Genomic DNA, 25147 nt, shown 5'->3' with positions numbered 1-25147 from the left:
TATGGCACACGAAAATGTCATTGAGATGCGGGATATTACCAAGGTGTTTGGTGAATTTGTAGCAAACGACAAAATCAACTTGCAACTGCGAAAAGGTGAAATCCATGCACTTTTAGGAGAAAATGGAGCGGGTAAATCCACTCTGATGAATATGCTGGCAGGACTTCTTGAACCAACGAGTGGTGAAATTGTGGTGAATGGTCAGGTTGTAAAACTAGACTCACCATCTAAAGCCGCTGGTCTTGGAATTGGGATGGTTCACCAACATTTCATGTTGGTTGAGGCTTTTACAGTAGCTGAGAATATCATTTTAGGGAGTGAAATCACTAAAAATGGTGTTCTAGATATAGCTGGTGCTACTAAAGAAATCAAGGCTCTTTCTGAACGTTATGGTTTGGCAGTGGATCCTGCTGCTAAGGTTGCGGATATTTCCGTTGGTGCCCAACAACGTGTAGAAATCTTGAAAACACTCTATCGTGGTGCTGATATCCTTATCTTTGACGAGCCAACAGCCGTATTAACTCCTTCGGAGATTGATGAGTTGATGGCAATCATGAAGAACCTTGTCAAAGAAGGGAAGTCCATCATTTTGATTACCCACAAGTTGGATGAAATCCGTGCAGTTTCTGATCGTGTTACGGTTATCCGTCGAGGAAAATCTATTGAAACTGTTGAGATTGCAGGGGCAACCAATGCAGACTTGGCAGAGATGATGGTAGGACGTTCTGTCTCCTTCAAAACGGAGAAACAGGCACCACAACCCAAAGAAGTGGTCTTGTCTATCAAAGACTTGGTTGTCAATGAAAACCGCGGTGTACCAGCTGTGAAGAATCTTTCTTTGGATGTTCGTGCTGGTGAAATTGTTGGTATTGCAGGTATTGATGGCAATGGTCAGTCTGAACTCATTCAAGCCATTACTGGTCTTCGTAAGGTTGAGTCAGGTAGCGTTGAATTAAAAGGCAAATCAATCGTGGGGATGCATCCTCGACAAATTACAGAACTAAGCGTGGGGCACGTTCCTGAAGATCGTCACCGTGATGGCTTGATTTTGGAGATGATGATTTCAGAAAATATCGCTCTTCAAACCTACTACAAAGAACCACTCAGCAAGAATGGTATCTTGAACTACGCCAATATCACTTCACATGCTAAGAAATTGATGGAAGAATTTGACGTCCGTGCGGCAAGCGAATTTGTTCCAGCAGCAGCTCTTTCAGGAGGAAATCAACAAAAAGCGATTATCGCTCGTGAGATTGATCGAGATCCTGATCTCCTTATCGTCAGCCAGCCAACTCGTGGTTTGGATGTCGGTGCCATTGAATATATCCACAAACGTTTGATTGAAGAGCGTGATAACGGGAAGGCTGTCCTTGTTGTCAGCTTTGAATTGGATGAGATTTTAAATGTCTCAGACCGAATTGCTGTTATTCACGATGGTAAGATTCAAGGTATTGTATCGCCAGAAACAACTAACAAACAAGAACTTGGTGTCTTGATGGCAGGTGGAAACTTGGGAAAGGAGAAGAGTGATGTCTAAAAAATTACAACAAATTTCGGTTCCCTTGATTTCCGTATTCTTAGGGATCTTGCTTGGAGCCATTGTTATGTGGATCTTCGGATATGATGCTATCTGGGGTTATGAGGAGTTGTTCTATACAGCTTTTGGTAGCCTCCGTGGAATTGGAGAAATTTTCCGTGCCATGGGTCCTCTTGTCTTGATAGGTCTAGGTTTCGCAGTTGCCAGTCGTGCAGGTTTCTTTAACGTCGGACTTCCTGGTCAGGCTTTGGCAGGCTGGATTCTCAGTGGTTGGTTTGCCTTGTCAAATCCAGATATGCCTCGTCTCGTTTTGATTCCATTGACAGTGATCATTGCTTTGATCGCAGGTGGAATTGTTGGTGCGATTCCAGGTATCCTCAGAGCTTATCTCGGTACGTCAGAGGTTATCGTGACCATCATGATGAACTACATTGTATTGTATGTGGGAAATGCCTTTATTCATGCCTTTCCGAAAGATATTATGCAAAGTACAGACTCAACGATTCGTGTTAGTGCCAACGCCACATACCAGACACCATGGTTATCAGAGTTGACTGGAAATTCCCGTATGAATATCGGAATCTTCTTTGCAATCATTGCTGTAGCTGTGATTTGGTTCTTGCTAAAGAAAACGACTCTCGGTTTTGAAATTCGTGCAGTTGGTCTCAATCCCCATGCCTCAGAGTACGCTGGTATTTCAGCAAAACGTACAATCATCCTATCAATGATTATCTCTGGTGCTTTGGCTGGTCTTGGTGGAGCGGTCGAAGGTCTTGGAACTTTCCAAAACGTTTACGTTCAGGGATCATCATTAGCTATCGGATTTAACGGGATGGCAGTTAGTTTGCTTGCTGGAAATTCACCAATTGGAATTCTCTTTGCGGCCTTCTTATTTGGAGTTTTGCAAGTAGGAGCACCGGGTATGAACGCTGCGCAAGTTCCGTCTGAGCTTGTCAGCATTGTAACAGCGTCTATTATCTTCTTTGTCAGCGTTCACTACATTATCGAACGCTTTGTCAAACCTAAAAAACAAGTTAAAGGAGGTAAGTAAGGATGTCTATTACAACATTACTCACCCTCTTGGTCTCTTCTATGCTGATTTACTCAGCACCACTTATTTTTACGAGTATCGGAGGAGTTTTCTCTGAACGTGGTGGTGTCGTTAACGTCGGTCTTGAAGGAATTATGGTTATGGGAGCCTTTTCTGGGGTTGTCTTTAACCTTGAGTTTGCAGAACAACTTGGAGCAGCTACTCCTTGGATTTCCTTGTTAGTTGCTGGTATCGTGGGAGCTATTTTCTCCCTCATCCATGCAGTCGCTACAGTTCATTTCCGTGCGGACCATGTTGTCAGTGGTACAGTATTGAACTTGATGGCGCCTGCCCTAGCGGTTTTCTTGGTTAAAGTTCTTTATAACAAAGGACAAACGGATAACTTAAGCCAAACTTTTGGACGTTTTGATTTCCCAGTTTTGGCTGATATCCCAGTGATTGGAGATATCTTCTTCAAGTCAACCAGTCTACTAGGTTATATCGCGATTGCCTTCTCTTTCCTTGCTTGGTTTATCCTCTTCAAGACCCGCTTTGGTCTTCGTCTTCGCTCTGTTGGTGAACACCCTCAAGCAGCGGATACCTTGGGGATTAATGTCTACAAAATGAGATATCTTGGAGTTGTTATTTCAGGTTTCCTTGGTGGAATTGGGGGAGCGATTTATGCTCAATCCATTTCAGTTAACTTCTCAGTGACAACTATTGTCGGTCCTGGATTTATCGCTCTTGCGGCAATGATCTTTGGTAAATGGAACCCAATCGGTGCTATGCTTTCTAGTCTTTTCTTTGGACTTTCACAAAGTTTGGCAGTTATCGGTTCTCAATTACCTTTCCTACAAGGAGTGCCAGCGGTTTACCTTCAGATCGCCCCTTATGTCTTGACCATTCTTGTCTTGGCAGCCTTCTTTGGAAAAGCAGTTGCGCCTAAGGCAGACGGTATCAACTACATCAAGTCAAAATAAGCATACAAAAAAACGTCAGTTTCAAACTGGCGTTTTATTTTTTTGGATTTTGATGGGTTAGGTTCAATCCCCAAGGGACGAGATTTTCAGTTTTATTTTTGATACGTGTGATATTATCCTTGTGACGAATGATAATCAAGCTAGCAAGTGCTAGGATAATCAGAATGAAGAGGGGGTCATAACTGCTCAGGATAAATCCAAATAGTGGAAATAGGAGAACTCCGATAACGGCTGCGATAGAAGCAGTAACGCTAGACAGTGAAATCATACTACCTAGATAGAGGCTTCCAAAGAATACGATTGCTAGATAGAGACAGAAAACAGGCGCAAATCCGAAAATCACTCCAGCACTGGTTGCGACAGCCTTACCACCTTTAAATCCTGCAAAGATAGGAAAGGTATGTCCAATTACGGCCAAAAGACCAAAGACGAGAGGTGATACACCTTGAAGGTGGAAAAGGATTGGAAGGAGAGTGGCCAAGGTTCCTTTAAAGAAGTCAATCACAAAGGTTGCCATACCCGCTTTCTTACCTAAAATTCGGAAAGTATTGGTTGTTCCGGTGTTTCCAGAACCATGTTCACGCAGATTTGTTTGAAAGAAGATTTGCCCAATCCAAAGACCAGACGGAATCGAACCTAGCAGATAAGCTAAAATTAATAATACAAATGTCATCATAGTCCTATTATACCATGAAATGGTATAGAAAGTCAGAGAATATCCTGTGAAATTGTGACAGCTGAAAGGGAAAAGCTTTGCAAAATCGCTAGAAAACCTGTAAAATAGAAAAGATGAACAAATAGGAGGTTCCTTGTGTCAAAAAAGGAAATCAATATTAATAACTACAATGATGACGCCATTCAGGTGCTAGAAGGGTTGGATGCGGTCCGTAAACGTCCGGGGATGTATATTGGATCGACTGACGGAGCAGGACTTCATCATCTGGTCTGGGAAATTGTGGACAATGCAGTAGATGAAGCCTTATCTGGATTTGGTGATCGCATTGATGTGACGATTAATAAGGACGGCAGTTTAACCGTTCAAGACCATGGTCGAGGGATGCCGACAGGGATGCACGCCATGGGAATTCCAACTGTTGAAGTTATCTTTACCATTCTCCACGCTGGAGGAAAATTCGGACAAGGTGGCTATAAGACATCTGGAGGTCTCCACGGGGTTGGTTCTTCTGTTGTAAATGCTCTATCTAGTTGGCTGGAGGTTGAAATCACCCGTGACGGTACAGTCTACAAGCAACGTTTTGAAAATGGTGGGAAGCCAGTAACAACTCTTGAAAAGGTTGGTACAGCACCCAAGTCTAAGACAGGTACCAAAGTCACTTTCATGCCTGACGCGACGATTTTTTCTACGACTGACTTCAAGTACAATACCATTTCAGAACGACTCAATGAGTCAGCCTTTCTTTTAAAAAATGTTACCTTGTCTTTGACAGATAAGCGAACAGATGAAGCAATCGAATTCCATTATGAGAACGGGGTACAGGACTTTGTTTCTTACCTCAATGAAGACAAGGAAATCTTGACGCCAGTCCTATACTTTGAAGGCGAAGACAATGGTTTCCAAGTGGAAGTTGCCCTCCAGTACAATGATGGATTCTCAGATAACATTCTATCCTTTGTCAATAACGTTCGTACTAAAGATGGTGGAACGCACGAGACAGGACTCAAGTCAGCCATTACCAAGGTTATGAATGACTACGCGCGTAAGACTGGGCTCCTCAAGGAAAAAGATAAAAACCTAGAAGGTTCAGATTATCGTGAGGGACTAGCTGCCGTTCTTTCTATTCTGGTTCCTGAAGAGCACCTTCAGTTTGAAGGACAGACCAAGGACAAACTTGGAAGTCCACTAGCTCGTCCAGTTGTAGACGGGATTGTGGCTGATAAGTTAACCTTCTTCCTCATGGAAAATGGAGAACTTGCTTCCAATCTTATCCGCAAGGCTATCAAGGCTCGTGATGCTCGTGAAGCAGCTCGTAAGGCTCGTGATGAGAGCCGAAATGGCAAGAAAAACAAGAAAGACAAGGGCTTGTTGTCTGGAAAATTGACTCCAGCCCAGTCTAAAAACCCTGCAAAGAATGAACTCTACCTAGTCGAGGGGGACTCTGCTGGTGGTTCTGCCAAGCAAGGTCGTGACCGTAAGTTCCAGGCTATCTTGCCTCTTCGAGGTAAGGTTATCAATACAGCCAAGGCCAAGATGGCGGATATCCTTAAAAATGAGGAAATCAACACCATGATTTATACCATCGGAGCGGGTGTCGGAGCAGATTTTTCTATTGAAGATGCCAACTATGACAAGATTATTATCATGACCGATGCGGATACCGATGGTGCTCATATTCAAACCTTGCTCTTAACCTTTTTCTACCGTTACATGCGTCCGCTAGTTGAGGCAGGCCATGTCTATATCGCCCTTCCGCCTCTTTACAAGATGTCAAAAGGTAAAGGCAAGAAAGAAGAAGTGGCCTACGCTTGGACGGACGGAGAGCTAGAAGAACTCCGTAAGCAGTTTGGCAAAGGCGCAACCCTCCAACGCTACAAGGGACTTGGTGAGATGAACGCGGACCAGCTCTGGGAAACAACCATGAACCCAGAAACGCGTACCCTCATCCGTGTTACGATTGAAGACCTAGCACGCGCTGAACGCCGTGTCAATGTCCTCATGGGAGACAAGGTCGAACCACGACGTAAATGGATTGAAGATAATGTTAAGTTTACGCTGGAAGAAGCGACTGTGTTTTAAGGGGCATGAATAATGGTTGATTCAGGACATTCGATTTTTGGTAGTTACTTGGGTTTGATTTTCTTAGTTTCTTTACCCTCGGCTATTCTTGCATTCTACATTAACAGTCGAAAAAAAAGTTTCCAAGGATTATATGCACCGATTGTATTTACCTTGTTTATGATCTTGATGCTTTTATTCAATATGGATTCGTCAGAATCCGGTTCTTTAGTGGCATCCTTTGTCATGATTTTATTTGGTTTTCCTTTGATAGCGGGAGCCTTAGTCTACACACTTATTCGATTGTGTTACGTCTATCCGGAGAAACGGTGGAAGGCTTTTTTGATTTTCCTATCCTATGTTTTAGGCCCCCTATCTGTAGGTATTCTGGGATGGTATGTGGTGAATTTAGTTCAGATTCATCTGTTGACATTCTTGGTAATGATTTTGATGATTCTGGTTTCCTATCTTCCTCCTCTCTATCTCCATTACACCAAACGTAATCAGTAAGCAAAGGGGGAGTGAATAGTGAACAGTTATTTAATAATGATATTTTTCTTTCTCGAAATCATTGTTATTGCTGGGATAATTCTTGATGCAATCTCCAATAAAGAGAAAATAGAATATTCAAGCTCCTTAAGTTCCCTAGTATTTATGGCTTGTAATATAGGAATGTTTGTAGTGTTCAATCCGTCTTTAGACGAACCATACTTAGGAGCATTTGTATGGGTGTTTTCCATCTTCGCTCATGCGCCTCTGTGCTTAACGTATGCGATTACTAGTCTTTATAAGAGTATCAAGCACGTCAAGTATTTCCCTAGTAAGTTTGCACGGATCCTAATATGTAACGTTGCACTTATATTTCTACTCTCAATTGTAAATGTTTTAGTATTATTTAGAGGGATTAAAGAAATCTATATATTTATTTTCTTGCAAGGTCTTTTTTCAGGAATTCAATTCCAACTTTGGATGCTTGAAAGAACAAGAGTTCGAAAACTACAACAACAAAAGAAAGAAGATGCTCCTTTTACTAACCATGTTTCAGATGAGGATGACAGATGACCTCACTCAGGCCTGTTTCTTTAGGGGATGCTTTATACTATTTGAAGGATATTGTCTTTACCATACAGGAAAGTCGCATCGTTCAAGTAAAAATGATTATCATATTTGTTGTGTAAATAATATGTAGAACTAATGGAGGTTCAGTAATGAGTAGTGAATCTATAATTTCTATTTTCGTTATTGTCATAGTAATTTTTGGAATTATAAGTAATTTAATCTCCAACTTGGGGAGAAAAGAGTATGCTCGTTCAATATCCCTGTTTTTACTGTCCATTTTAACTATTGGTGTCTGTCTATCAAATATACCAGTGGAAGGTAACTATTACTATGGGTTAAGATTTATTGGGTTAAAATTTATTTTGTTTTATCATGACTATTTCGCCCCCTTGATGATTGTTTATTCATTTTATACTCTATATAAGAGCGTAATCCATTGTAGGCATTTTAAGAGCAAATTTGCTATAGTACTTCGATTGAATGCCACCTTCATTTTTCTCCTTTCATTGGTAAATATATTTGTTCTATGGGAAATGATAGTAAAACACCAAAGAAGTAACATAATATCTATTTGTTATATTTTTATTTTTTTAGGGATTTGCTCAACTATCCAATTAATCGTAGGAGAACTTGAGAAGAAAAGAATACGAGTCCTTCAGAAACAAGAGGAGCTAGATAGTTATGAAAAATAACTCTGTAAAAGATAGGTGCAGAAAATATAGAAGTCAAGAGCAAATGCTGAGATTGATTTCACAGACTGCTAAATCTTTACAAGTTGAGGCTGTGGCTCTATCTGGTTCGCGTACAAACCAAAGGGTTCAAACAGATGAATTTCAAGATTACGACGTGGTCTATATCGTAGATGATTTAGATAATCTAACGAGTGACCTTTCTTGGCTGGATCAGTTTGGCAAACGTATCATTGAGCAGCATAATGTCCTAGGCAACCGTCGACTTTATCTGATGCTATTTGAAGATGGAAATCGGATTGATTTGACCCTCTGTCCTACGGAGTATATTCAAGAGTGGGTGGATAGTGAAGCAGGGTTCACCGTTTTAGAAGATAAGAAGGGTTTATTTGAACCCTACTTTCCAAGTCCTCACCGTTTTTGGACAAGCCCAGCTAGTGCGATTGATTTTGAAAAAGCTTGTAATGAATTTTGGTGGGTGTCAGCCTACGTGGTTAAAGGGATTTGTCGCAAGCAAGCCATCTATGCCACGGATCATCTCTACGGAATTTGTCAACAAGAACTCTTGAAGGTCTTGGCTTGGCGAGTTGCAGCAGATAAGGGGACGATTGATATTGGCAAGAACTATAAATATCTCTTTAACTATTTACCTGCTGAGAAAGAGAAAGAATTCTCAAATCTGCTTGATTTCTCAAGTTTAGATAAAATCACTCAGTCTTTATATGCTACCATGGAACTTTTCCACCAAGAGGCTCAAATCCTTGCCCAAAAGATGGGATTTGACTACGATAAAGAAGTAGCTGAGAAGATGATTCAGTATGCTGAGGAGAGGTTGAACTAGTATGTTAGATTATGTATTTGTTACATTTTTTATGGGATTCCCAGGAGTACAAATTTTAGTATTGGTGTCCTCTATATTTCTAGCTATCAAAAGAAATAAGTTACATAAAAGGGTGTATGGATTATTTTTCCCGATTATTATAACGATGTGTAATATTTGGCTGTTTTCCATAGATCGCACAGAGCTTTTTGATGATGCTTTAAGATTTTCGTTCTTTCTAATTTCTTTTTGTTTACCTATGCTTATTTCTTCCACGATCTATCACTCCATACGCTTATATTATTTATACAAATCAATCAAGTGGAGAGTTCTCCCTATCAGTATCTGTTATTTATTCGGTTTAATTTTTCATTATCTTAATACAATGCATTGGGAGGAGCTATTTCGAGGGCAAAAGTTTATGTTTAATATCTTGCTGATATCAACTGCTATAGTTTCTTATTTACCTTGTCAATATTTATACACACTTCAAAGAAGAAAGAATAATCCATAGGAAATAGTTGCCTTTGCTTAATCTAAATAAGTGTTTGTGAATGACTTAAATAGTATCTAAAAATATTTTTCTTAATACCAATTTTAATGTAAAAACCACTCTACATTCTTTGAAAGGAGTTGAACACGCCCTAAATGTTGTGTGAAAAAGATAAATTCTTTTGTAGGCATCGCTCACTGTAAGAATTTCCTATTTTCACTTTGCATTTTACGGGCTTTGTATCCTATATGAGTAACATTCAAAATATGTCCCTTGAGGACATCATGGGAGAGCGATTTGGTCGCTACTCCAAGTACATCATTCAAGACCGGGCTTTGCCAGACATTCGGGATGGATTGAAGCCGGTTCAGCGTCGTATTCTTTATTCAATGAATAAAGATGGCAATACTTTTGACAAGAGCTACCGTAAATCGGCCAAGTCAGTCGGTAACATCATGGGGAATTTCCACCCACACGGGGATTCTTCTATCTATGATGCCATGGTGCGTATGTCTCAGGACTGGAAGAACCGTGAGATTCTGGTTGAAATGCACGGTAATAACGGTTCTATGGACGGAGATCCACCGGCGGCAATGCGTTATACCGAGGCTCGTTTGTCTGAAATTGCTGGGTACCTTCTTCAGGATATCGAGAAAAAGACAGTTCCTTTTGCTTGGAACTTTGACGATACCGAGAAAGAACCAACGGTTTTGCCAGCAGCCTTTCCAAACCTCTTGGTCAATGGATCAACTGGGATTTCGGCTGGTTATGCCACAGATATTCCACCGCATAATTTGGCTGAGGTCATTGATGCGACGGTTTACATGATTGATCACCCAACAGCCAAGGTGGACAGGCTCATGGAATTCTTACCTGGTCCAGACTTCCCTACAGGGGCTATCATCCAAGGGCGTGATGAAATCAAGAAGGCCTATGAAACTGGGAAAGGACGCGTAGTTGTTCGTTCCAAGACGGAGATTGAAAAGCTAAAAGGTGGTAAGGAACAAATCGTTATTACTGAGATTCCTTATGAAATCAATAAGGCTAATCTCGTCAAGAAAATCGATGATGTTCGTGTCAATAACAAGGTAGCAGGGATCGCTGAAGTTCGTGATGAGTCTGACCGTGACGGTCTTCGTATCGCTATTGAACTTAAGAAAGACGCCAATACCGAGCTTGTTCTTAACTATCTCTTCAAATACACCGACCTACAAATCAACTACAACTTTAACATGGTAGCGATTGACAATTTCACACCTCGTCAGGTCGGGATTGTTCCAATCTTGTCTAGCTACATCGCCCACCGTCGTGAAGTGATTTTGGCTCGTTCACGCTTTGACAAGGAAAAGGCTGAGAAACGTCTTCACATCGTTGAAGGTTTAATTCGCGTAATTTCAATTTTGGACGAAGTGATTGCCCTTATCCGTGCTTCTGAGAATAAGGCTGACGCTAAGGAAAACCTCAAGGTCAGCTATGAGTTTACAGAAGAACAGGCTGAAGCCATCGTGACCTTGCAACTTTACCGTTTGACCAACACCGACGTGGTTGTCTTGCAGGAGGAAGAAGCAGAACTTCGTGAAAAGATTGCCATGCTTGCTGCCATTATCGGTGATGAGCGGACTATGTACAATCTCATGAAGAAGGAGCTTCGTGAGGTCAAGAAGAAATTTGCGACTCCTCGTTTGAGTACTTTAGAAGACACTGCAAAAGTAATTGAGATTGATACAGCCAGCCTCATCGCAGAGGAAGATACCTATGTCAGCGTGACCAAGGCAGGTTATATCAAGCGTACCAGCCCACGTTCCTTTGCGGCTTCCACTCTGGAAGAAATTGGCAAACGTGATGATGATCGTTTGATTTTTGTTCAATCGGTTAAGACAACGCAACACCTCTTGATGTTTACAACTCTTGGAAATGTCATCTATCGACCAATCCATGAATTGGCAGATATTCGCTGGAAGGATATCGGAGAGCATCTAAGCCAGACCATTACTAACTTTGAAACTAACGAAGAAATCCTTTATGTTGAAGTGGTAGATCAGTTTGATGATGCGACAACCTACTTTGCAGCAACTCGCCTTGGTCAAATTAAGCGCGTAGAACGCAAAGAATTCTCTCCATGGCGGACCTACAAGTCGAAGTCTGTTAAGTACGCTAAACTCAAAGACGAGACAGACCAAATTGTAGCAGTGGCTCCGATTAAACTAGATGATGTTCTTTTGATTAGTCAAAACGGTTATGCCCTTCGTTTCAATATCGAAGAGGTTCCAGTTGTTGGTGCCAAGGCGGCAGGTGTCAAGGCTATGAACCTGAAAGCAGATGATGCGCTTCAGTCTGCCTTTATATGCAACACCTCATCCTTCTACCTCTTGACCCAACGTGGTAGCTTGAAACGTGTCTCTTGTGAGGAAATTCCGGCGACCAGCCGTGCCAAACGAGGCCTACAAGTCTTGCGTGAGTTGAAAAACAAACCGCACCGTGTCTTCTTGGCAGGAGCAGTTGCAGAGCAAGGTTTCGTTGGTGATCTTTTTAGTACAGAAGTAGAAGAAAACGACCAAACGTTACTTGTCCAATCTAACAAGGGAACAATCTATGAGAGTCGATTGCAAGACCTCAACTTGTCAGAACGTACTAGCAATGGAAGCTTTATTTCAGACACGATTTCAGATGAGGAAGTTTTCGATGCTTACCTCAAAGAAGTCTTTAAAGAGGACAAAACAAATTCGTAAAAAGAATCAGTCCAGAGGGCTGATTTCTTTATGTTGAAAAAATTTTCAGAAAATTACAAATAATACTTGAAATTTTACTAGAAAAGTGTAGAATAGAACACATAGTTTGAATAGTATAAAGGAGAAACACATGACAGTTGCAATTGATTGGGAAAACCTTGGCTTTGCTTATATGAAATTACCTTATCGTTATATCGCTCACTACAAAAATGGTCAATGGGATCAAGGAGAATTGACAGAGGATGCAACCTTGCATATTTCAGAGTCTTCTCCAAGTCTCCACTATGGACAGCAAGCATTTGAGGGATTGAAAGCCTATCGTACCAAGGACGGCAGTGTTCAATTGTTCCGTCCTGACGAAAATGCCAAGCGTTTGCAACGTACTTGTGACCGTCTTTTGATGCCACAAGTTCCAACAGAAATGTTTGTAGAAGCTTGTAAAGCAGTTGTGCGTGCAAATGAAGAATACGTCCCACCATATGGAACAGGTGGAACCCTTTATCTTCGTCCACTTTTGATTGGTGTTGGGGATATTATCGGGGTTAAACCAGCAGAAGAGTATATTTTCACCATCTTTGCTATGCCAGTTGGGAATTACTTTAAAGGTGGTTTAGTCCCAACAAACTTCTTGATTCAGGATGAATACGACCGTGCAGCTCCAAATGGTACTGGAGCAGCTAAGGTAGGTGGTAACTATGCTGCTAGCCTCCTCCCAGGTAAAATGGCCAAGTCGCGCCAATTTTCAGATGTTATCTACCTAGATCCATCTACACATACAAAGATTGAAGAAGTTGGATCAGCCAACTTCTTTGGAATCACAGCCGACAATGAATTTGTTACGCCATTGAGTCCATCCATCTTGCCATCCATTACCAAGTACTCTTTGCTTTACTTGGCAGAACACCGCCTGGGCTTGACTCCGATTGAAGGTGATGTCCCAATCGATAATTTGGATCGTTTTGTAGAGGCAGGTGCTTGTGGTACAGCAGCGGTTATTTCGCCAATTGGAGGTATCCAACATGGCGATGATTTCCATGTTTTCTATAGTGAAACAGAAGTAGGTCCTGTTACACGTAAACTCTATGATGAATTGACTGGTATCCAATTTGGTGACGTAGAAGCGCCTGAGGGATGGATTGTCAAAGTGGACTAAAAGACATGAAATAAAGAAGAGCTCCGTAGCAGTTGTAAGGACTGAAATGGAGTTTTTTCTTGCTAGTTTGAGCATTTTCTTGTACAATAGAAAAAGTGAAAAGAGGTACAGTATGAGTAAAAAAGATAAGAAAATTGAAACCCAATTAACTGATGCAAAAGTGACTGTTGGAAAAGACAGCTATGAAGGATACGTTTTGACGATCGGGAAAAAGGTTATTGGGGAAATTGCCGAATTAGATAACCAATTTGCCATCATAAAGAATGGAAATGTCGATAGTTTTTATAAAAAACTTGAAAAAGCTGTGGAAATTTTGATTGAAAACTATAATTTGACAAAATAATACTTGTTTTATTGAAAATTTCATGATATAATAGTTCTCGTTAAACATTGGAGAGATAGCGAAGAGGCTAAACGCGGCGGACTGTAAATCCGCTCCTTCGGGTTCGGGGGTTCGAATCCCTCTCTCTCCATTCATCAATGGGGTATAGCCAAGCGGTAAGGCAAGGGACTTTGACTCCCTCATGCGTTGGTTCGAATCCAGCTACCCCAGTTCTTAGGTAATAAATTCAAGATAAAAAGAAAAATATCTTAGGGTATTTTATTTTTATAATTGAAAGACGTGAACGATATGAACATGTCTTTGCGGGTGCTTAGGAAAAAAATTATAAGTATGTCAAGTTTGGAAAAACTTGATTGTTGGAGGATTTTTTAGATGAACGAATTTGAAGATTTGCTAAATAGCGTTAGCCAAGTTGAGCCTGGTGATGTTGTTAGTGCTGAAGTATTGACAGTTGATGCGACTCAAGCTAACGTTGCAATCTCTGGGACTGGTGTTGAAGGTGTCTTGACTCTTCGCGAATTGACAAACGATCGCGATGCAGATATCAATGACTTTGTGAAAGTAGGAGAAGTATTGGATGTTCTTGTACTTCGTCAAGTAGTTGGTAAAGATACTGATACAGTTACATACCTTGTATCTAAAAAACGCCTTGAAGCTCGCAAAGCATGGGACAAACTTGTAGGACGCGAAGAAGAAGTTGTTACTGTTAAAGGAACTCGTGCCGTTAAAGGTGGACTTTCAGTAGAATTTGAAGGTGTTCGTGGATTCATCCCAGCTTCAATGTTGGATACTCGTTTCGTACGTAACACTGAGCGTTTCGTAGGTCAAGAATTTGATGCTAAAATCAAAGAAGTTGATCCTAAAGAAAACCGCTTCATCCTTTCACGTCGTGAAGTTGTTGAAGCAGCTACTGCAGCAGCTCGTGCTGAAGTATTCGGTAAATTGGCTGTTGGTGATGTCGTAACTGGTAAAGTTGCTCGTATCACAAGTTTCGGTGCTTTCATCGACCTTGGTGGAGTTGACGGATTGGTTCACTTGACTGAATTGTCACACGAACGTAACGTATCACCTAAATCAGTTGTAACTGTTGGTGAAGAAATCGAAGTGAAGATCCTTGATCTTAACGAAGAAGAAGGTCGCGTATCACTTTCACTTAAAGCAACAACACCTGGACCATGGGATGGCGTTGAGCAAAAATTGGCTAAAGGTGATGTAGTAGAAGGAACAGTTAAACGTTTGACTGACTTCGGTGCATTTGTTGAAGTATTGCCAGGTATCGATGGACTTGTTCACGTATCACAAATTTCACACAAACGTATCGAAAATCCTAAAGAAGCTCTTACTGTTGGTCAAGAAGTTACTGTTAAAGTCCTTGATGTTAACGCTGACGCAGAACGTGTATCACTTTCTATCAAAGCTCTTGAAGAACGTCCAGCTCAAGAAGAAGGACAAAAAGAAGAAAAACGTGCTGCTCGTCCACGTCGTCCAAAACGTCAAGAAAAACGTGATTTCGAACTTCCAGAAACACAAACAGGATTCTCAATGGCTGACTTGTTCGGTGATATCGAACTTTAATCAAATTGATAATCACAAAATCCTTTGTTTAAAACAAGGGATTTTTCTTTTGTCTCTTTCCCATTTTTGATATAATAGTTCTATGTTAGATTCAGAAAAACAATCACAATATCAATTGTTAAATGAGGAACTCTCCTATTTACTTGAAGGTGAGAGCAATGTTCTTGCCAATCTTTCAAATGCTAGTGCCCTTCTAAAATCTCGATTTCCGAATACTGTATTTGCAGGTTTTTATCTGTTTGATGGTAGCGAGTTGGTTTTAGGGCCTTTTCAGGGTGGTGTTTCTTGTATTCGCATTCCGCTTGGGAAAGGCGTGTGTGGAGAAGCTGCTGAGTTTCAAGAGACTGTTTTAGTTGACGATGTGGGCACCTATCCAAACTACATTTCTTGTGATAGTATGGCCAAGAGTGAAATCGTAGTTCCCATGCTCAAGAATGGTCAATTGCTGGGTGTCTTAGACTTGGATTCTTCACTTATTGATGGTTATAATGTCATTGACCGTGATTACTTGGAACAATTTGTCGCTATTTTGCTTGAGAAGACAGAATGGGACTTTACGATGTTTGAGGAGAAAGCCTAATGTATCAAGCACTTTATCGAAAATATAGAAGCCAGACTTTTTCACAACTGGTAGGCCAAGAGGTTGTGGCAAAAACTCTAAGACAAGCGGTTGAGCAGGAAAAGATTAGTCACGCTTATCTTTTCTCGGGTCCTCGTGGAACTGGTAAAACCAGTGTAGCCAAGATTTTTGCCAAGGCCATGAACTGTCCGAACCAAGTCGACGGAGAACCATGTAATAACTGCTATATCTGCCAAGCAGTGACAGAAGGTAGTTTAGAAGATGTTATCGAAATGGATGCAGCTTCGAATAACGGAGTTGATGAAATCCGTGAAATTCGTGATAAATCTACTTACGCTCCTAGTTTAGCACGTTATAAGGTCTATATCATAGACGAGGTTCATATGTTGTCTACAGGAGCCTTTAATGCGCTTTTGAAGACCCTAGAAGAACCAACTCAAAATGTTGTCTTTATCTTGGCGACTACCGAATTGCACAAGATTCCAGCAACTATTTTATCGCGTGTTCAACGTTTTGAGTTTAAATCGATTCGAACTCAAGATATCACGGCACATATTCATCATATTTTAGAAAAAGAAAATATCAGTTCTGAACCAGAGGCTGTGGAAATCATTGCTAGACGAGCTGAAGGTGGGATGCGGGATGCCTTGTCTATTCTGGACCAAGCCTTGAGTTTGACACAGGGAAATGAGCTCACGACTGCTATCTCTGAGGAAATTACAGGCACCATTAGTCTATCAGCACTTGATGACTATGTAGCTGCCTTGTCTCAGCAGGATGTTTCAAAAGCGCTTGATTCTTTGAATCTTTTGTTTGAAAATGGTAAGAGCATGACTCGTTTTGTGACGGATCTCTTGCAGTATTTGCGTGATCTACTAGTTGTTCAGACAGGTGGCGAAAATACTCATCATAGTCCAGTTTTTATGGACAATCTAGCTCTTTCTCAGGAAAGTCTCTTTGAAATGATTCGAATAGCAACTGTGAGCTTGCCAGATATGAAAGCTAGCCTGCAACCTAAGATTTATGCTGAGATGATGACCATTCGTTTAGCTGAGATTAAGCCTGAATCGGCGCTTTCAGGAGCTGTCGAAAGTGAGATTTCTGCACTGAGACAGGAAGTCGCTCGTCTCAAACAAGAACTTGCCAATGTTGGAACGGTGCCTAAACAAGTGGCGCCAGTCCCTAGCCGTCCAGCCACTTCCAAGACAGTCTATCGAGTAGACCGTAATAAAGTTCAGGCTATCCTACAAGAAGCTGTTGAAAATCCTGAATTGGCACGGCAAAACTTGATTCGCCTCCAGAATGCATGGGGAGAGGTAATCGAAAGCTTAGCTGGTCCTGATAAGGCTCTTCTCGTAGGTTCTCAACCAGTTGCGGCCAACGAACACCATGCTATTTTAGCCTTTGAGTCTAATTTCAATGCTGGGCAAACCATGAAACGGGATAACCTCAATACCATGTTTGGCAATATTCTCAGCCAGGCGGCTGGATTTTCACCTGAAATCCTGGCAATTTCCCTAGAGGAATGGAAAGAGGTTCGTGCAGCATTTTCATCTAAAAACAAGTCTTCTCAAGCAGATCAAGAGGTAGAAGAAGAGAGCTTGATTCCAGAGGGATTTGAATTTCTGGCTGATAAAGTCATGGTCGAAGAAGACTAAAAGTGGATTTCATGGTACAATAATCCTATGACTAGACAACAATTTATCGTGATAGCACTGTTTACTGCTGCTGAGACTTATTTTTTCAATGAAGCTTGGATGACGGGTCGCTATTTCATGGCAGCCTTTTGGGCCATTCTTCTTTTTCGAAATTTTAGGTTAAGTTATGTAATGGGGAAAATAGTAGATGCCATTGATCAGCACCTAAACCGCAAGGATTAGTCACTAGCTTCTAAACAAAATCAAAGCCTTTTAGGCTTTTTTTTGTTATACTAGTAGAGTATATTTATGGACCTTTTCTTGTATTTTTTGAGAAATGTAAGTGATTTCGCTAAGGATAAAGGAAGTAGGCCAGAAAAAGAAAGGAACTATCATGTCAGTATTAGAGATCAAAGATCTTCACGTTGAGATTGAAGGAAAAGAAATTTTGAAAGGGGTTAACCTGACCCTGAAAACAGGAGAAATCGCAGCTATCATGGGACCAAATGGTACTGGTAAATCGACTCTTTCTGCAGCTATTATGGGGAACCCTAACTATGAAGTTACCAAAGGTGAGGTCTTGTTTGATGGTGTAAATATCCTTGAGTTAGAAGTGGACGAGCGTGCGCGTATGGGACTTTTCCTTGCTATGCAATACCCATCTGAAATTCCTGGAATTACCAATGCAGAGTTTCTTCGTGCAGCCATGAATGCTGGTAAAGAAGATGATGAAAAGATTTCAGTTCGTGAGTTCATCACTAAACTAGACGAGAAAATGGAATTGCTCAACATGAAAGAAGAAATGGCAGAGCGTTACCTAAACGAAGGCTTCTCTGGTGGTGAGAAAAAACGTAATGAAATTCTTCAACTCTTGATGTTGGAACCTACATTTGCCCTTTTGGATGAGATTGACTCAGGTCTTGATATTGATGCCCTTAAAGTTGTATCTAAAGGTGTCAATGCCATGCGTGGTGAAGGCTTTGGTGCCATGATCATCACTCACTACCAACGTCTCTTGAACTACATCACACCAGACGTGGTACACGTGATGATGGAAGGTCGTGTGGTCCTTTCTGGTGGTCCAGAATTGGCAGCCCGTTTGGAACGTGAAGGATACGCAAAACTAGCTGAAGAACTTGGCTACGACTACAAGGAAGAATTGTAATTCCCTCGTATCTTTTAGGAGAAGTAAATGACTAAAGAAACTATTAAACTTTTTTCAGAAATGCACGCTGAACCAAGCTGGTTGTCAGACCTCCGTCAAAAAGCTTTTGATAAGATTGAGAGTTTGGAATTACCAGTTATCGAGCGTGTCAAATTTCACCGCTGGAATCTGGGGGATGGAACGATTACAGAAAGTGAACCTTCAGCAAATGTTCCAGATTTTACTGCGCTAGATAATCACTTGAAATTGGTGCAAGTAGGAACGCAAACTGTTTTTGAACAAACACCAGTTGAATTGGCTGAACAGGGTGTTGTCTTTACAGACTTTCACTCAGCTTTAGAAGAAATTCCAGAACTTATCGAGGAATTCTTCATGTCATCTGTTAAGTATGACGATGACAAATTGGCAGCCTACCACACAGCTTACTTTAACAGTGGTGCTGTTCTCTACATTCCTGATAATGTTGAGATTGCTGAACCAATCGAAGGTATTTTCTACCAAGACAGCGATAGCGATGTGCCATTTAACAAGCATATCCTCCTCATCGCTGGTAAGAACAGTAAGATTAGTTATCTTGAACGTTTAGAGTCGCGTGGTGAAGGTAGTGCCAAAGCAACTGCCAATATCACAGTCGAAGTGATTGCTCGTTCTGGTGCGCAAGTGAAATTTGCTGCCATTGACCGTTTAGGTGAAAATGTGACTGCCTACATTAGCCGTCGTGGTAAACTAGGCAACGATGCAAGCATTGACTGGGCAATTGGTGTCATGAACGAAGGAAACGTCGTTGCGGACTTTGATAGTGACTTGATTGGAAATGGTAGCCATGCTGACCTTAAAGTCGTAGCTCTTTCAAGCGGCCGCCAGGTTCAAGGGATTGATACTCGAGTGACTAACTACGGCTGCAACTCAATCGGAAATATCCTCCAACATGGGGTTATTCTTGAAAAAGCAACCTTGACCTTCAACGGTATTGGCCACATTATCAAGGGGGCTAAGGGAGCCGATGCACAACAAGAAAGCCGTGTTCTCATGCTTTCAGACCAAGCACGTTCAGATGCCAACCCAATTCTTTTGATTGATGAAAATGACGTAACTGCAGGTCACGCGGCTTCTATCGGACAAGTTGATCCAGAAGACATGTACTACCTTATGAGCCGTGGCTTGGACAAAGCAACAGCAGAGCGTTTGGTTGTTCGTGGTTTCCTTGGTTCTGTTATCGTGGAGATTCCAGTCAAGGAAGTTCGTGATGAAATGATTGCAACCATCGAAGAAAAATTGTCAAAACGCTAAGGGGAAGCCTATGTTAGATGTAGAAGCGATTCGCAAGGATTTTCCGATTTTAGACCAGATCGTTAACGATGAACCGTTGGTCTATTTGGACAATGCTGCGACGACACAAAAACCACTAGCAGTTCTGGAAACGATTAACCGCTATTATGAGCAGGACAATGCAAATGTTCATCGTGGGGTTCATACCTTGGCGGAGCGGGCGACAGCTTCCTATGAGGCGGCTCGTGAAACCATTCGTAAGTTTATCAATGCAAGCTCTACAAAGGAAGTACTTTTTACCAGAGGAACGACAACCAGCCTTAACTGGGTGGCACGCTTTGCTGAGGAAATTCTGACTGAGGGAGATCAGGTCTTGATTTCCGTCATGGAACACCATTCTAATATCATCCCTTGGCAGGAAGCCTGTCGCAAGACTGGAGCGGAGCTTGTCTATGTCTATCTCAAGGACGGTGCCTTGGATATGGATGACTTGCGAGTTAAATTGACTGATAAAGTCAAGTTTGTTTCGCTAGCTCATGCCTCCAATGTTCTTGGTGTGGTCAATCCGATCAAGGAAATCACTCAATTAGTCCACCAAGTTGGGGCAATCATGGTAGTGGATGGTGCTCAATCTACGCCTCATATGAGGATTGATGTTCAGGACTTGGATGTGGATTTCTTTGCCTTTTCAGGTCACAAGATGGCTGGTCCGACTGGTATCGGTGTCCTTTACGGCAAAGAAAAGTATCTTGAGCAAATGTCACCAGTAGAATTTGGCGGCGAGATGATTGATTTTGTCTACGAGCAATCTGCTAGTTGGAAGGAATTGCCATGGAAATTTGAGGCTGGAACGCCAAATATGGCAGGAGCTATTGGACTTGCGACTGCAGTTGATTATCTGGAAAAGATTGGTATGGATGCCATTGAAGCGCATGAACAGGAATTAATTGCATACGTCTATCCAAAACTGCAGGCAATTGAGGGATTGACCATTTACGGTTCTCAGGACTTGGCTCAACGTTCAGGTGTCATTGCCTTTAACTTAGGGGATCTTCATCCCCATGACCTAGCGACGGCTCTGGATTATGAAGGAGTAGCAGTTCGTGCGGGTCATCATTGCGCTCAACCTTTGCTCCAATATTTGGAAGTCCCAGCAACAGCTCGTGCAAGTTTTTATATCTACAATACCAAGGCAGATTGCGACAAACTAGTCGATGCCCTACAAAAGACAAAGGAGTTTTTCAATGGCACTTTCTAAACTAGATAGCCTTTATATGGCAGTGGTAGCAGACCATTCGAAAAATCCACATCACCAAGGAAAGTTAGAAGACGCTGAGCAAATCAGCCTCAACAATCCAACCTGCGGGGATGTTATTAACCTCTCTGTCAAGTTTGACGCAGAGGACCGTTTGGAAGATATTGCTTTTCTAAACTCGGGTTGTACCATCTCAACTGCCTCTGCTAGTATGATGACAGATGCCGTTTTAGGAAAAACCAAACAAGAAATTTTAGAACTTGCGATTATTTTTTCTGAAATGGTTCAAGGGCAAAAGGATGACCGCCAAGACCAACTCGGTGATGCGGCCTTCTTGTCAGGTGTTGCCAAATTCCCTCAACGAATCAAGTGTGCAACCCTAGCTTGGAATGCCCTTAAGAAAACAATTGAAAATCAAGAAAAACAGTAAGACAAGTTTCTTTTGTCTTATGAATCAGTAGAAATGAAGAATGAAAGAAAGGATATTATGGCTGAAGAAAGAGTAGAACCAAAACCAATTGATCTTGGTGAATATAAATTTGGTTTCCATGACGATGTAGAGCCTGTCCTATCAACAGGAAAAGGATTGAACGAAGAAGTCATTCGCGAATTATCAGCTGCTAAGGGAGAACCTGAGTGGATGTTAGAATTCCGTTTGAAGTCTTATGAAACCTTCAAAAAAATGCCTATGCAAACCTGGGGAGCAGACTTGTCAGAGATTGACTTTGATGATTTGATCTACTACCAAAAACCATCTGACAAACCAGCCCGTTCTTGGGATGAAGTTCCTGAAAAAATTAAAGAGACCTTTGAACGTATCGGGATTCCAGAAGCTGAACGTGCTTATCTAGCAGGTGCCTCTGCCCAGTACGAGTCAGAAGTGGTTTACCACAACATGAAGGAAGAGTTTGAGAAGTTAGGAATTATCTTTACAGATACAGATTCTGCCCTCAAGGAATACCCAGACTTGTTTAAACAATACTTTGCGAAGTTGGTACCGCCGACAGATAACAAGTTGGCAGCCCTCAACTCAGCAGTATGGTCTGGTGGAACCTTTATCTACGTGCCAAAAGGTGTCAAGGTAGATATTCCACTTCAAACTTACTTCCGTATCAACAACGAAAATACAGGTCAGTTCGAACGTACCTTGATTATTGTTGATGAAGGAGCAAGCGTCCATTACGTAGAAGGATGTACAGCACCAACATATTCAAGCAACAGCTTGCACGCTGCCATTGTAGAAATCTTTGCTTTGGATGGAGCTTACATGCGCTATACAACCATCCAAAACTGGTCTGATAACGTCTATAACTTGGTTACAAAACGTGCTAAAGCTCAAAAAGATGCTACTGTTGAGTGGATTGATGGGAACTTGGGTGCCAAAACAACTATGAAATATCCATCTGTTTATCTAGATGGAGAAGGGGCGCGTGGTACCATGCTTTCGATCGCCTTTGCCAATGCTGGTCAACACCAAGACACGGGTGCCAAGATGATCCACAACGCTCCACACACAAGCTCGTCTATCGTTTCTAAATCCATCGCTAAAGGTGGAGGAAAGGTGGACTACCGTGGACAAGTAACCTTTAACAAGAACTCTAAGAAATCTGTTTCTCACATCGAGTGTGATACCATTATCATGGATGACTTGTCAGCATCTGATACCATTCCATTTAATGAAATTCATAACTCGCAAGTTGCATTGGAGCACGAAGCCAAGGTATCTAAGATTTCAGAAGAACAACTCTATTACCTCATGAGCCGTGGATTGTCAGAATCTGAGGCAACCGAGATGATTGTCATGGGATTTGTCGAACCATTCACTAAAGAACTTCCAATGGAATACGCAGTTGAGCTGAACCGCTTGATTAGCTATGAAATGGAAGGTTCAGTCGGTTAAAACCCAAAAGGAGAAGTAAATGGGATTCTTAAAAAAATTATTTGGCAATGTCGAAAAAGCGAATAAAGGTGCAATTCCTGCCGAGGAAATTGTTCCACCGTTTATAAATGATTTAGCAGAAGAAGCAGATGATTATTGGCGACAAATGGAACAAAACCTCTTGATAAACGCTGTCAAGGCTGTTGGTGGTCCAGAGGCAGTGGAACGTGCTTTTGTTCTTACCAATTTTAAGGAAAATCAAGAAACCTTTGAGCTCTTTTATCAGGTAAATGGTCAACTTCTTTCATGGAGAGAGATGGATGCGACTGTTGTCGATAAAATCAGCAATCAACTCCTTCCACAAGCACCAGGTGTGGCACGTGCAGTTAATGAGAATTATGAAGAAGCGAAGGTTCCAGTAATCCAGTACGCTATGCTTCAGTTTGAAACTGCAACCATGGCTTGGTTTGGGCGGAAGCTGACAACAGCTTCTCCTGAAGCCAAATTGACTTTTGAAGAATTGGTATCTGGTTGGCGCGCTATTTTGGAACAAGAAGTTCCAAACTGTCCTTTAGATAGTGACCGTCCGTTCCCTTTTCCCTTACTTTGAAGTTTAAAATCCCAAATCCCCAAAAAACTTTCAATGGAGTATACTGTTGAGCTTACTCGCTTGATGAGTAACTAATTGAAAGAACCAGTGGGTAAAAATGCAAATTCTGAACAGAAATCCGTTCTGTTCAGAATTTTTTTCAAAAAAGGACCTAATAAATATTCACAAAAATACTTTTATATGGTAAAATAAAACAATTACATTTAGTGGAGATGAAGAATGAATATTTTTAGAACCAAGGATGTTAGTCTGAGACAGACAGAGATGCACCGTCATTTGAAATTGTGGGATTTGATTCTATTAGGAATAGGTGCTATGGTGGGAACGGGGATTTTCACCATTACAGGTACAGCAGCGGCTACCCTAGCTGGTCCCTCACTAGTGATTTCCATTGTGATTTCTGCCCTGTGTGTTTCTTTATCAGCCCTCTTTTTCGCAGAATTTGCATCTCGTGTGCCTGCAACTGGTGGCGCTTATAGTTACCTCTATGCGATTCTAGGAGAATTGCCAGCTTGGATTGCTGGCTGGTTGACCATTATGGAATTCATGACGGCTGTTTCAGGTGTGGCGTCTGGCTGGGCAGCTTACTTTAAGGGATTACTCAGTAATTATGGTATCTCCATGCCCCAAGCCTTGAATGGAACCTTTAACCCTGAACAAGGTACCTATATCGATCTTCTGCCTATTTTAGTACTGACCTTGGTAACGGGATTGGTTTTATTAAATTCCAAGGCAGCTTTGAGATTTAATTCGCTTTTAGTGGTCTTGAAATTCTCAGCTCTCGCCTTATTTATCCTAGTTGGTATTTGGTACATTAAGCCTGAAAATTGGACGAATTTTGCTCCATTTGGTTTTGGTCAACTATATGGTGGAAGTACTGGGATTATGGCGGGTGCATCTTTGATGTTCTTTGGATTTCTCGGATTTGAGTCTATTTCCATGGCAGTTGATGAAATTCAAAGTCCGCAAAAAAATATTCCTCGCGGAATTGTCCTTTCTCTGACAATCGTTACCATTCTCTATGCTTTGGTAACCTTAGTATTGACAGGGATTGTTCACTACAGTATGCTCAATGTGGACGATGCAGTAGCATTTTCATTACGGAGTATTGGTATCGGCTGGGCGGCAAATTATGTTTCGCTTGTAGCCATTCTAACCCTGATAACCGTATGTATCTCCATGACTTATGCTTTGTCTCGGATGATTTATAGCTTAGCACGTGATGGACTTTTACCTCAAAGTTTTAAACAATTAAGCAAGACTAGTCGCGTTCCTAAAAATGCGACCCTCTTAACAGGAGTTGCTTCAGCCATTGCTGCAGGAGTGTTTCCTCTAGCCAGTATTGCAGCCTTCTTAAATATCTGTACGCTAGCTTATCTCATTTTGCTAGCCTATGGAATAATAAAACTCAGAAAGGATAAGGGTATGCCAAAAGAGGGAGAGTTTAAAACTCCCTTGGTGCCACTTTTGCCAATTCTTTCCATTCTTATCTGTGTTTCCTTTATGCTTCAATATAGCCTAGATACCTGGATTGCCTTTGGTATCGCTCTTCTAGTTGGTCTAGTCATTTACTTTACTTACGGGTTCCGCCATTCAACCCTCGCAGAAGA

Annotated in this window: 22 protein-coding genes and 2 tRNA genes; 23 read left to right on the top strand and 1 reads right to left on the bottom strand. The window is 41.5% G+C overall.

Going from position 1 to position 25147, the window contains the following annotated elements:
* The first annotated feature begins 1 nt into the window (after window position 1).
* Genes SORDD27_RS04470 through SORDD27_RS04460 form a run of 3 tightly spaced genes read left to right on the top strand, consistent with a single transcriptional unit; the run spans window position 2 to window position 3547 of the window.
* Complete coding sequence (locus tag SORDD27_RS04470) at window positions 2-1537, top strand: ABC transporter ATP-binding protein (RefSeq protein ID WP_061427573.1); 1536 nt, start codon at window positions 2-4, stop codon at window positions 1535-1537.
* Window positions 1530-2588 (top strand): ABC transporter permease, encoded by a 1059-nt coding sequence (locus SORDD27_RS04465; protein ID WP_000038681.1) that lies wholly within the window; start codon window positions 1530-1532, stop codon window positions 2586-2588. Before SORDD27_RS04470 ends, SORDD27_RS04465 begins: the two co-directional genes overlap by 8 nt.
* Before the next feature lie 2 nt (window positions 2589-2590).
* Complete coding sequence (locus tag SORDD27_RS04460; RefSeq protein ID WP_000029132.1) at window positions 2591-3547, top strand: ABC transporter permease; 957 nt, start codon at window positions 2591-2593, stop codon at window positions 3545-3547.
* A gap of 34 nt (window positions 3548-3581) precedes the next feature.
* Here the strand turns inward: SORDD27_RS04460 and plsY are convergent, their stop codons facing one another.
* Window positions 3582-4223, bottom strand: coding sequence for a glycerol-3-phosphate 1-O-acyltransferase PlsY (plsY, locus tag SORDD27_RS04455; protein ID WP_044020603.1), 642 nt, complete (start codon window positions 4221-4223; stop codon window positions 3582-3584).
* A gap of 135 nt (window positions 4224-4358) precedes the next feature.
* On the opposite strand from plsY, the gene parE reads away from it, so the two are divergent.
* From parE to SORDD27_RS04345, 20 genes are all read left to right on the top strand, one after another.
* The gene (gene parE, locus SORDD27_RS04450) at window positions 4359-6302 is read left to right on the top strand and encodes a DNA topoisomerase IV subunit B (protein WP_061427572.1); all 1944 of its coding nucleotides are present in this window, start codon (window positions 4359-4361) and stop codon (window positions 6300-6302) included.
* 12 nt (window positions 6303-6314) lie between these two features.
* Complete coding sequence (locus tag SORDD27_RS09690) at window positions 6315-6791, top strand: hypothetical protein (RefSeq protein WP_081103353.1); 477 nt, start codon at window positions 6315-6317, stop codon at window positions 6789-6791.
* Between the two features lie 18 nt (window positions 6792-6809).
* Window positions 6810-7343, top strand: a complete 534-nt coding sequence (locus SORDD27_RS04440) for a hypothetical protein (protein ID WP_231069293.1) — start codon at window positions 6810-6812, stop codon at window positions 7341-7343.
* A gap of 678 nt (window positions 7344-8021) precedes the next feature.
* On the top strand, window positions 8022-8870 hold the full coding sequence (locus tag SORDD27_RS04430; protein ID WP_061427569.1) for an aminoglycoside 6-adenylyltransferase: 849 nt from the start codon (window positions 8022-8024) through the stop codon (window positions 8868-8870).
* A 720-nt stretch (window positions 8871-9590) separates the two neighbouring features.
* Window positions 9591-12071 carry a DNA topoisomerase IV subunit A gene (gene parC / locus SORDD27_RS04420; RefSeq protein ID WP_081103350.1) on the top strand — a complete coding sequence of 827 codons (2481 nt, stop codon included), beginning with the start codon at window positions 9591-9593 and terminating at the stop codon, window positions 12069-12071.
* A gap of 115 nt (window positions 12072-12186) precedes the next feature.
* Complete coding sequence (locus SORDD27_RS04415; RefSeq protein ID WP_284697408.1) at window positions 12187-13224, top strand: branched-chain amino acid aminotransferase; 1038 nt, start codon at window positions 12187-12189, stop codon at window positions 13222-13224.
* Window positions 13225-13336: 112 nt separating this feature from the next.
* Window positions 13337-13567 carry a DUF2969 domain-containing protein gene (locus SORDD27_RS04410; RefSeq protein ID WP_061427566.1) on the top strand — a complete coding sequence of 77 codons (231 nt, stop codon included), beginning with the start codon at window positions 13337-13339 and terminating at the stop codon, window positions 13565-13567.
* A gap of 49 nt (window positions 13568-13616) precedes the next feature.
* A tRNA-Tyr gene (locus SORDD27_RS04405) sits at window positions 13617-13697 on the top strand.
* Between the two features lie 8 nt (window positions 13698-13705).
* A tRNA-Gln gene (locus SORDD27_RS04400) sits at window positions 13706-13777 on the top strand.
* Window positions 13778-13939: 162 nt separating this feature from the next.
* Window positions 13940-15142: a 30S ribosomal protein S1 gene (rpsA, locus tag SORDD27_RS04395; protein ID WP_001001617.1), complete on the top strand. Its 1203-nt coding sequence runs from the start codon at window positions 13940-13942 to the stop codon at window positions 15140-15142.
* An 82-nt stretch (window positions 15143-15224) separates the two neighbouring features.
* Window positions 15225-15722, top strand: coding sequence for a GAF domain-containing protein (locus SORDD27_RS04390; RefSeq protein WP_061427565.1), 498 nt, complete (start codon window positions 15225-15227; stop codon window positions 15720-15722).
* A complete protein-coding gene (gene dnaX / locus SORDD27_RS04385) occupies window positions 15722-17380 on the top strand; it encodes a DNA polymerase III subunit gamma/tau (RefSeq protein ID WP_061427564.1) in 1659 nt (552 codons plus the stop codon). Before SORDD27_RS04390 ends, dnaX begins: the two co-directional genes overlap by 1 nt.
* 27 nt (window positions 17381-17407) lie before the next feature.
* A complete protein-coding gene (locus tag SORDD27_RS04380) occupies window positions 17408-17602 on the top strand; it encodes a DUF3272 family protein (protein ID WP_000198269.1) in 195 nt (64 codons plus the stop codon).
* A gap of 151 nt (window positions 17603-17753) precedes the next feature.
* Window positions 17754-18524, top strand: a complete 771-nt coding sequence (gene sufC / locus SORDD27_RS04375) for a Fe-S cluster assembly ATPase SufC (protein ID WP_000114489.1) — start codon at window positions 17754-17756, stop codon at window positions 18522-18524.
* Window positions 18525-18551: 27 nt separating this feature from the next.
* Entirely contained in the window at window positions 18552-19814 is a 1263-nt protein-coding gene (gene sufD / locus SORDD27_RS04370) for a Fe-S cluster assembly protein SufD (protein WP_061427562.1), read from the top strand.
* Between the two features lie 10 nt (window positions 19815-19824).
* Window positions 19825-21051 (top strand): cysteine desulfurase, encoded by a 1227-nt coding sequence (locus SORDD27_RS04365; RefSeq protein ID WP_061427560.1) that lies wholly within the window; start codon window positions 19825-19827, stop codon window positions 21049-21051.
* Entirely contained in the window at window positions 21038-21478 is a 441-nt protein-coding gene (gene sufU, locus SORDD27_RS04360) for a Fe-S cluster assembly sulfur transfer protein SufU (RefSeq protein WP_061427558.1), read from the top strand. Before SORDD27_RS04365 ends, sufU begins: the two co-directional genes overlap by 14 nt.
* 57 nt (window positions 21479-21535) lie before the next feature.
* Window positions 21536-22948 carry a Fe-S cluster assembly protein SufB gene (gene sufB / locus SORDD27_RS04355; protein WP_061427556.1) on the top strand — a complete coding sequence of 471 codons (1413 nt, stop codon included), beginning with the start codon at window positions 21536-21538 and terminating at the stop codon, window positions 22946-22948.
* 19 nt (window positions 22949-22967) lie between these two features.
* Complete coding sequence (locus SORDD27_RS04350; RefSeq protein WP_061427554.1) at window positions 22968-23537, top strand: hypothetical protein; 570 nt, start codon at window positions 22968-22970, stop codon at window positions 23535-23537.
* A gap of 219 nt (window positions 23538-23756) precedes the next feature.
* The coding region (locus SORDD27_RS04345) for an APC family permease (protein ID WP_061427552.1) at window positions 23757-25147 on the top strand (1391 nt) is incomplete at its 3' end.

It is taken from the genome of Streptococcus oralis (assembly GCF_001579025.1).
GTDB classification, from domain to species: domain Bacteria; phylum Bacillota; class Bacilli; order Lactobacillales; family Streptococcaceae; genus Streptococcus; species Streptococcus oralis_X.
The sequence above is the reverse complement of the archived record's forward strand: the minus strand, read 5'-3'. Positions and strand labels throughout refer to the sequence as shown.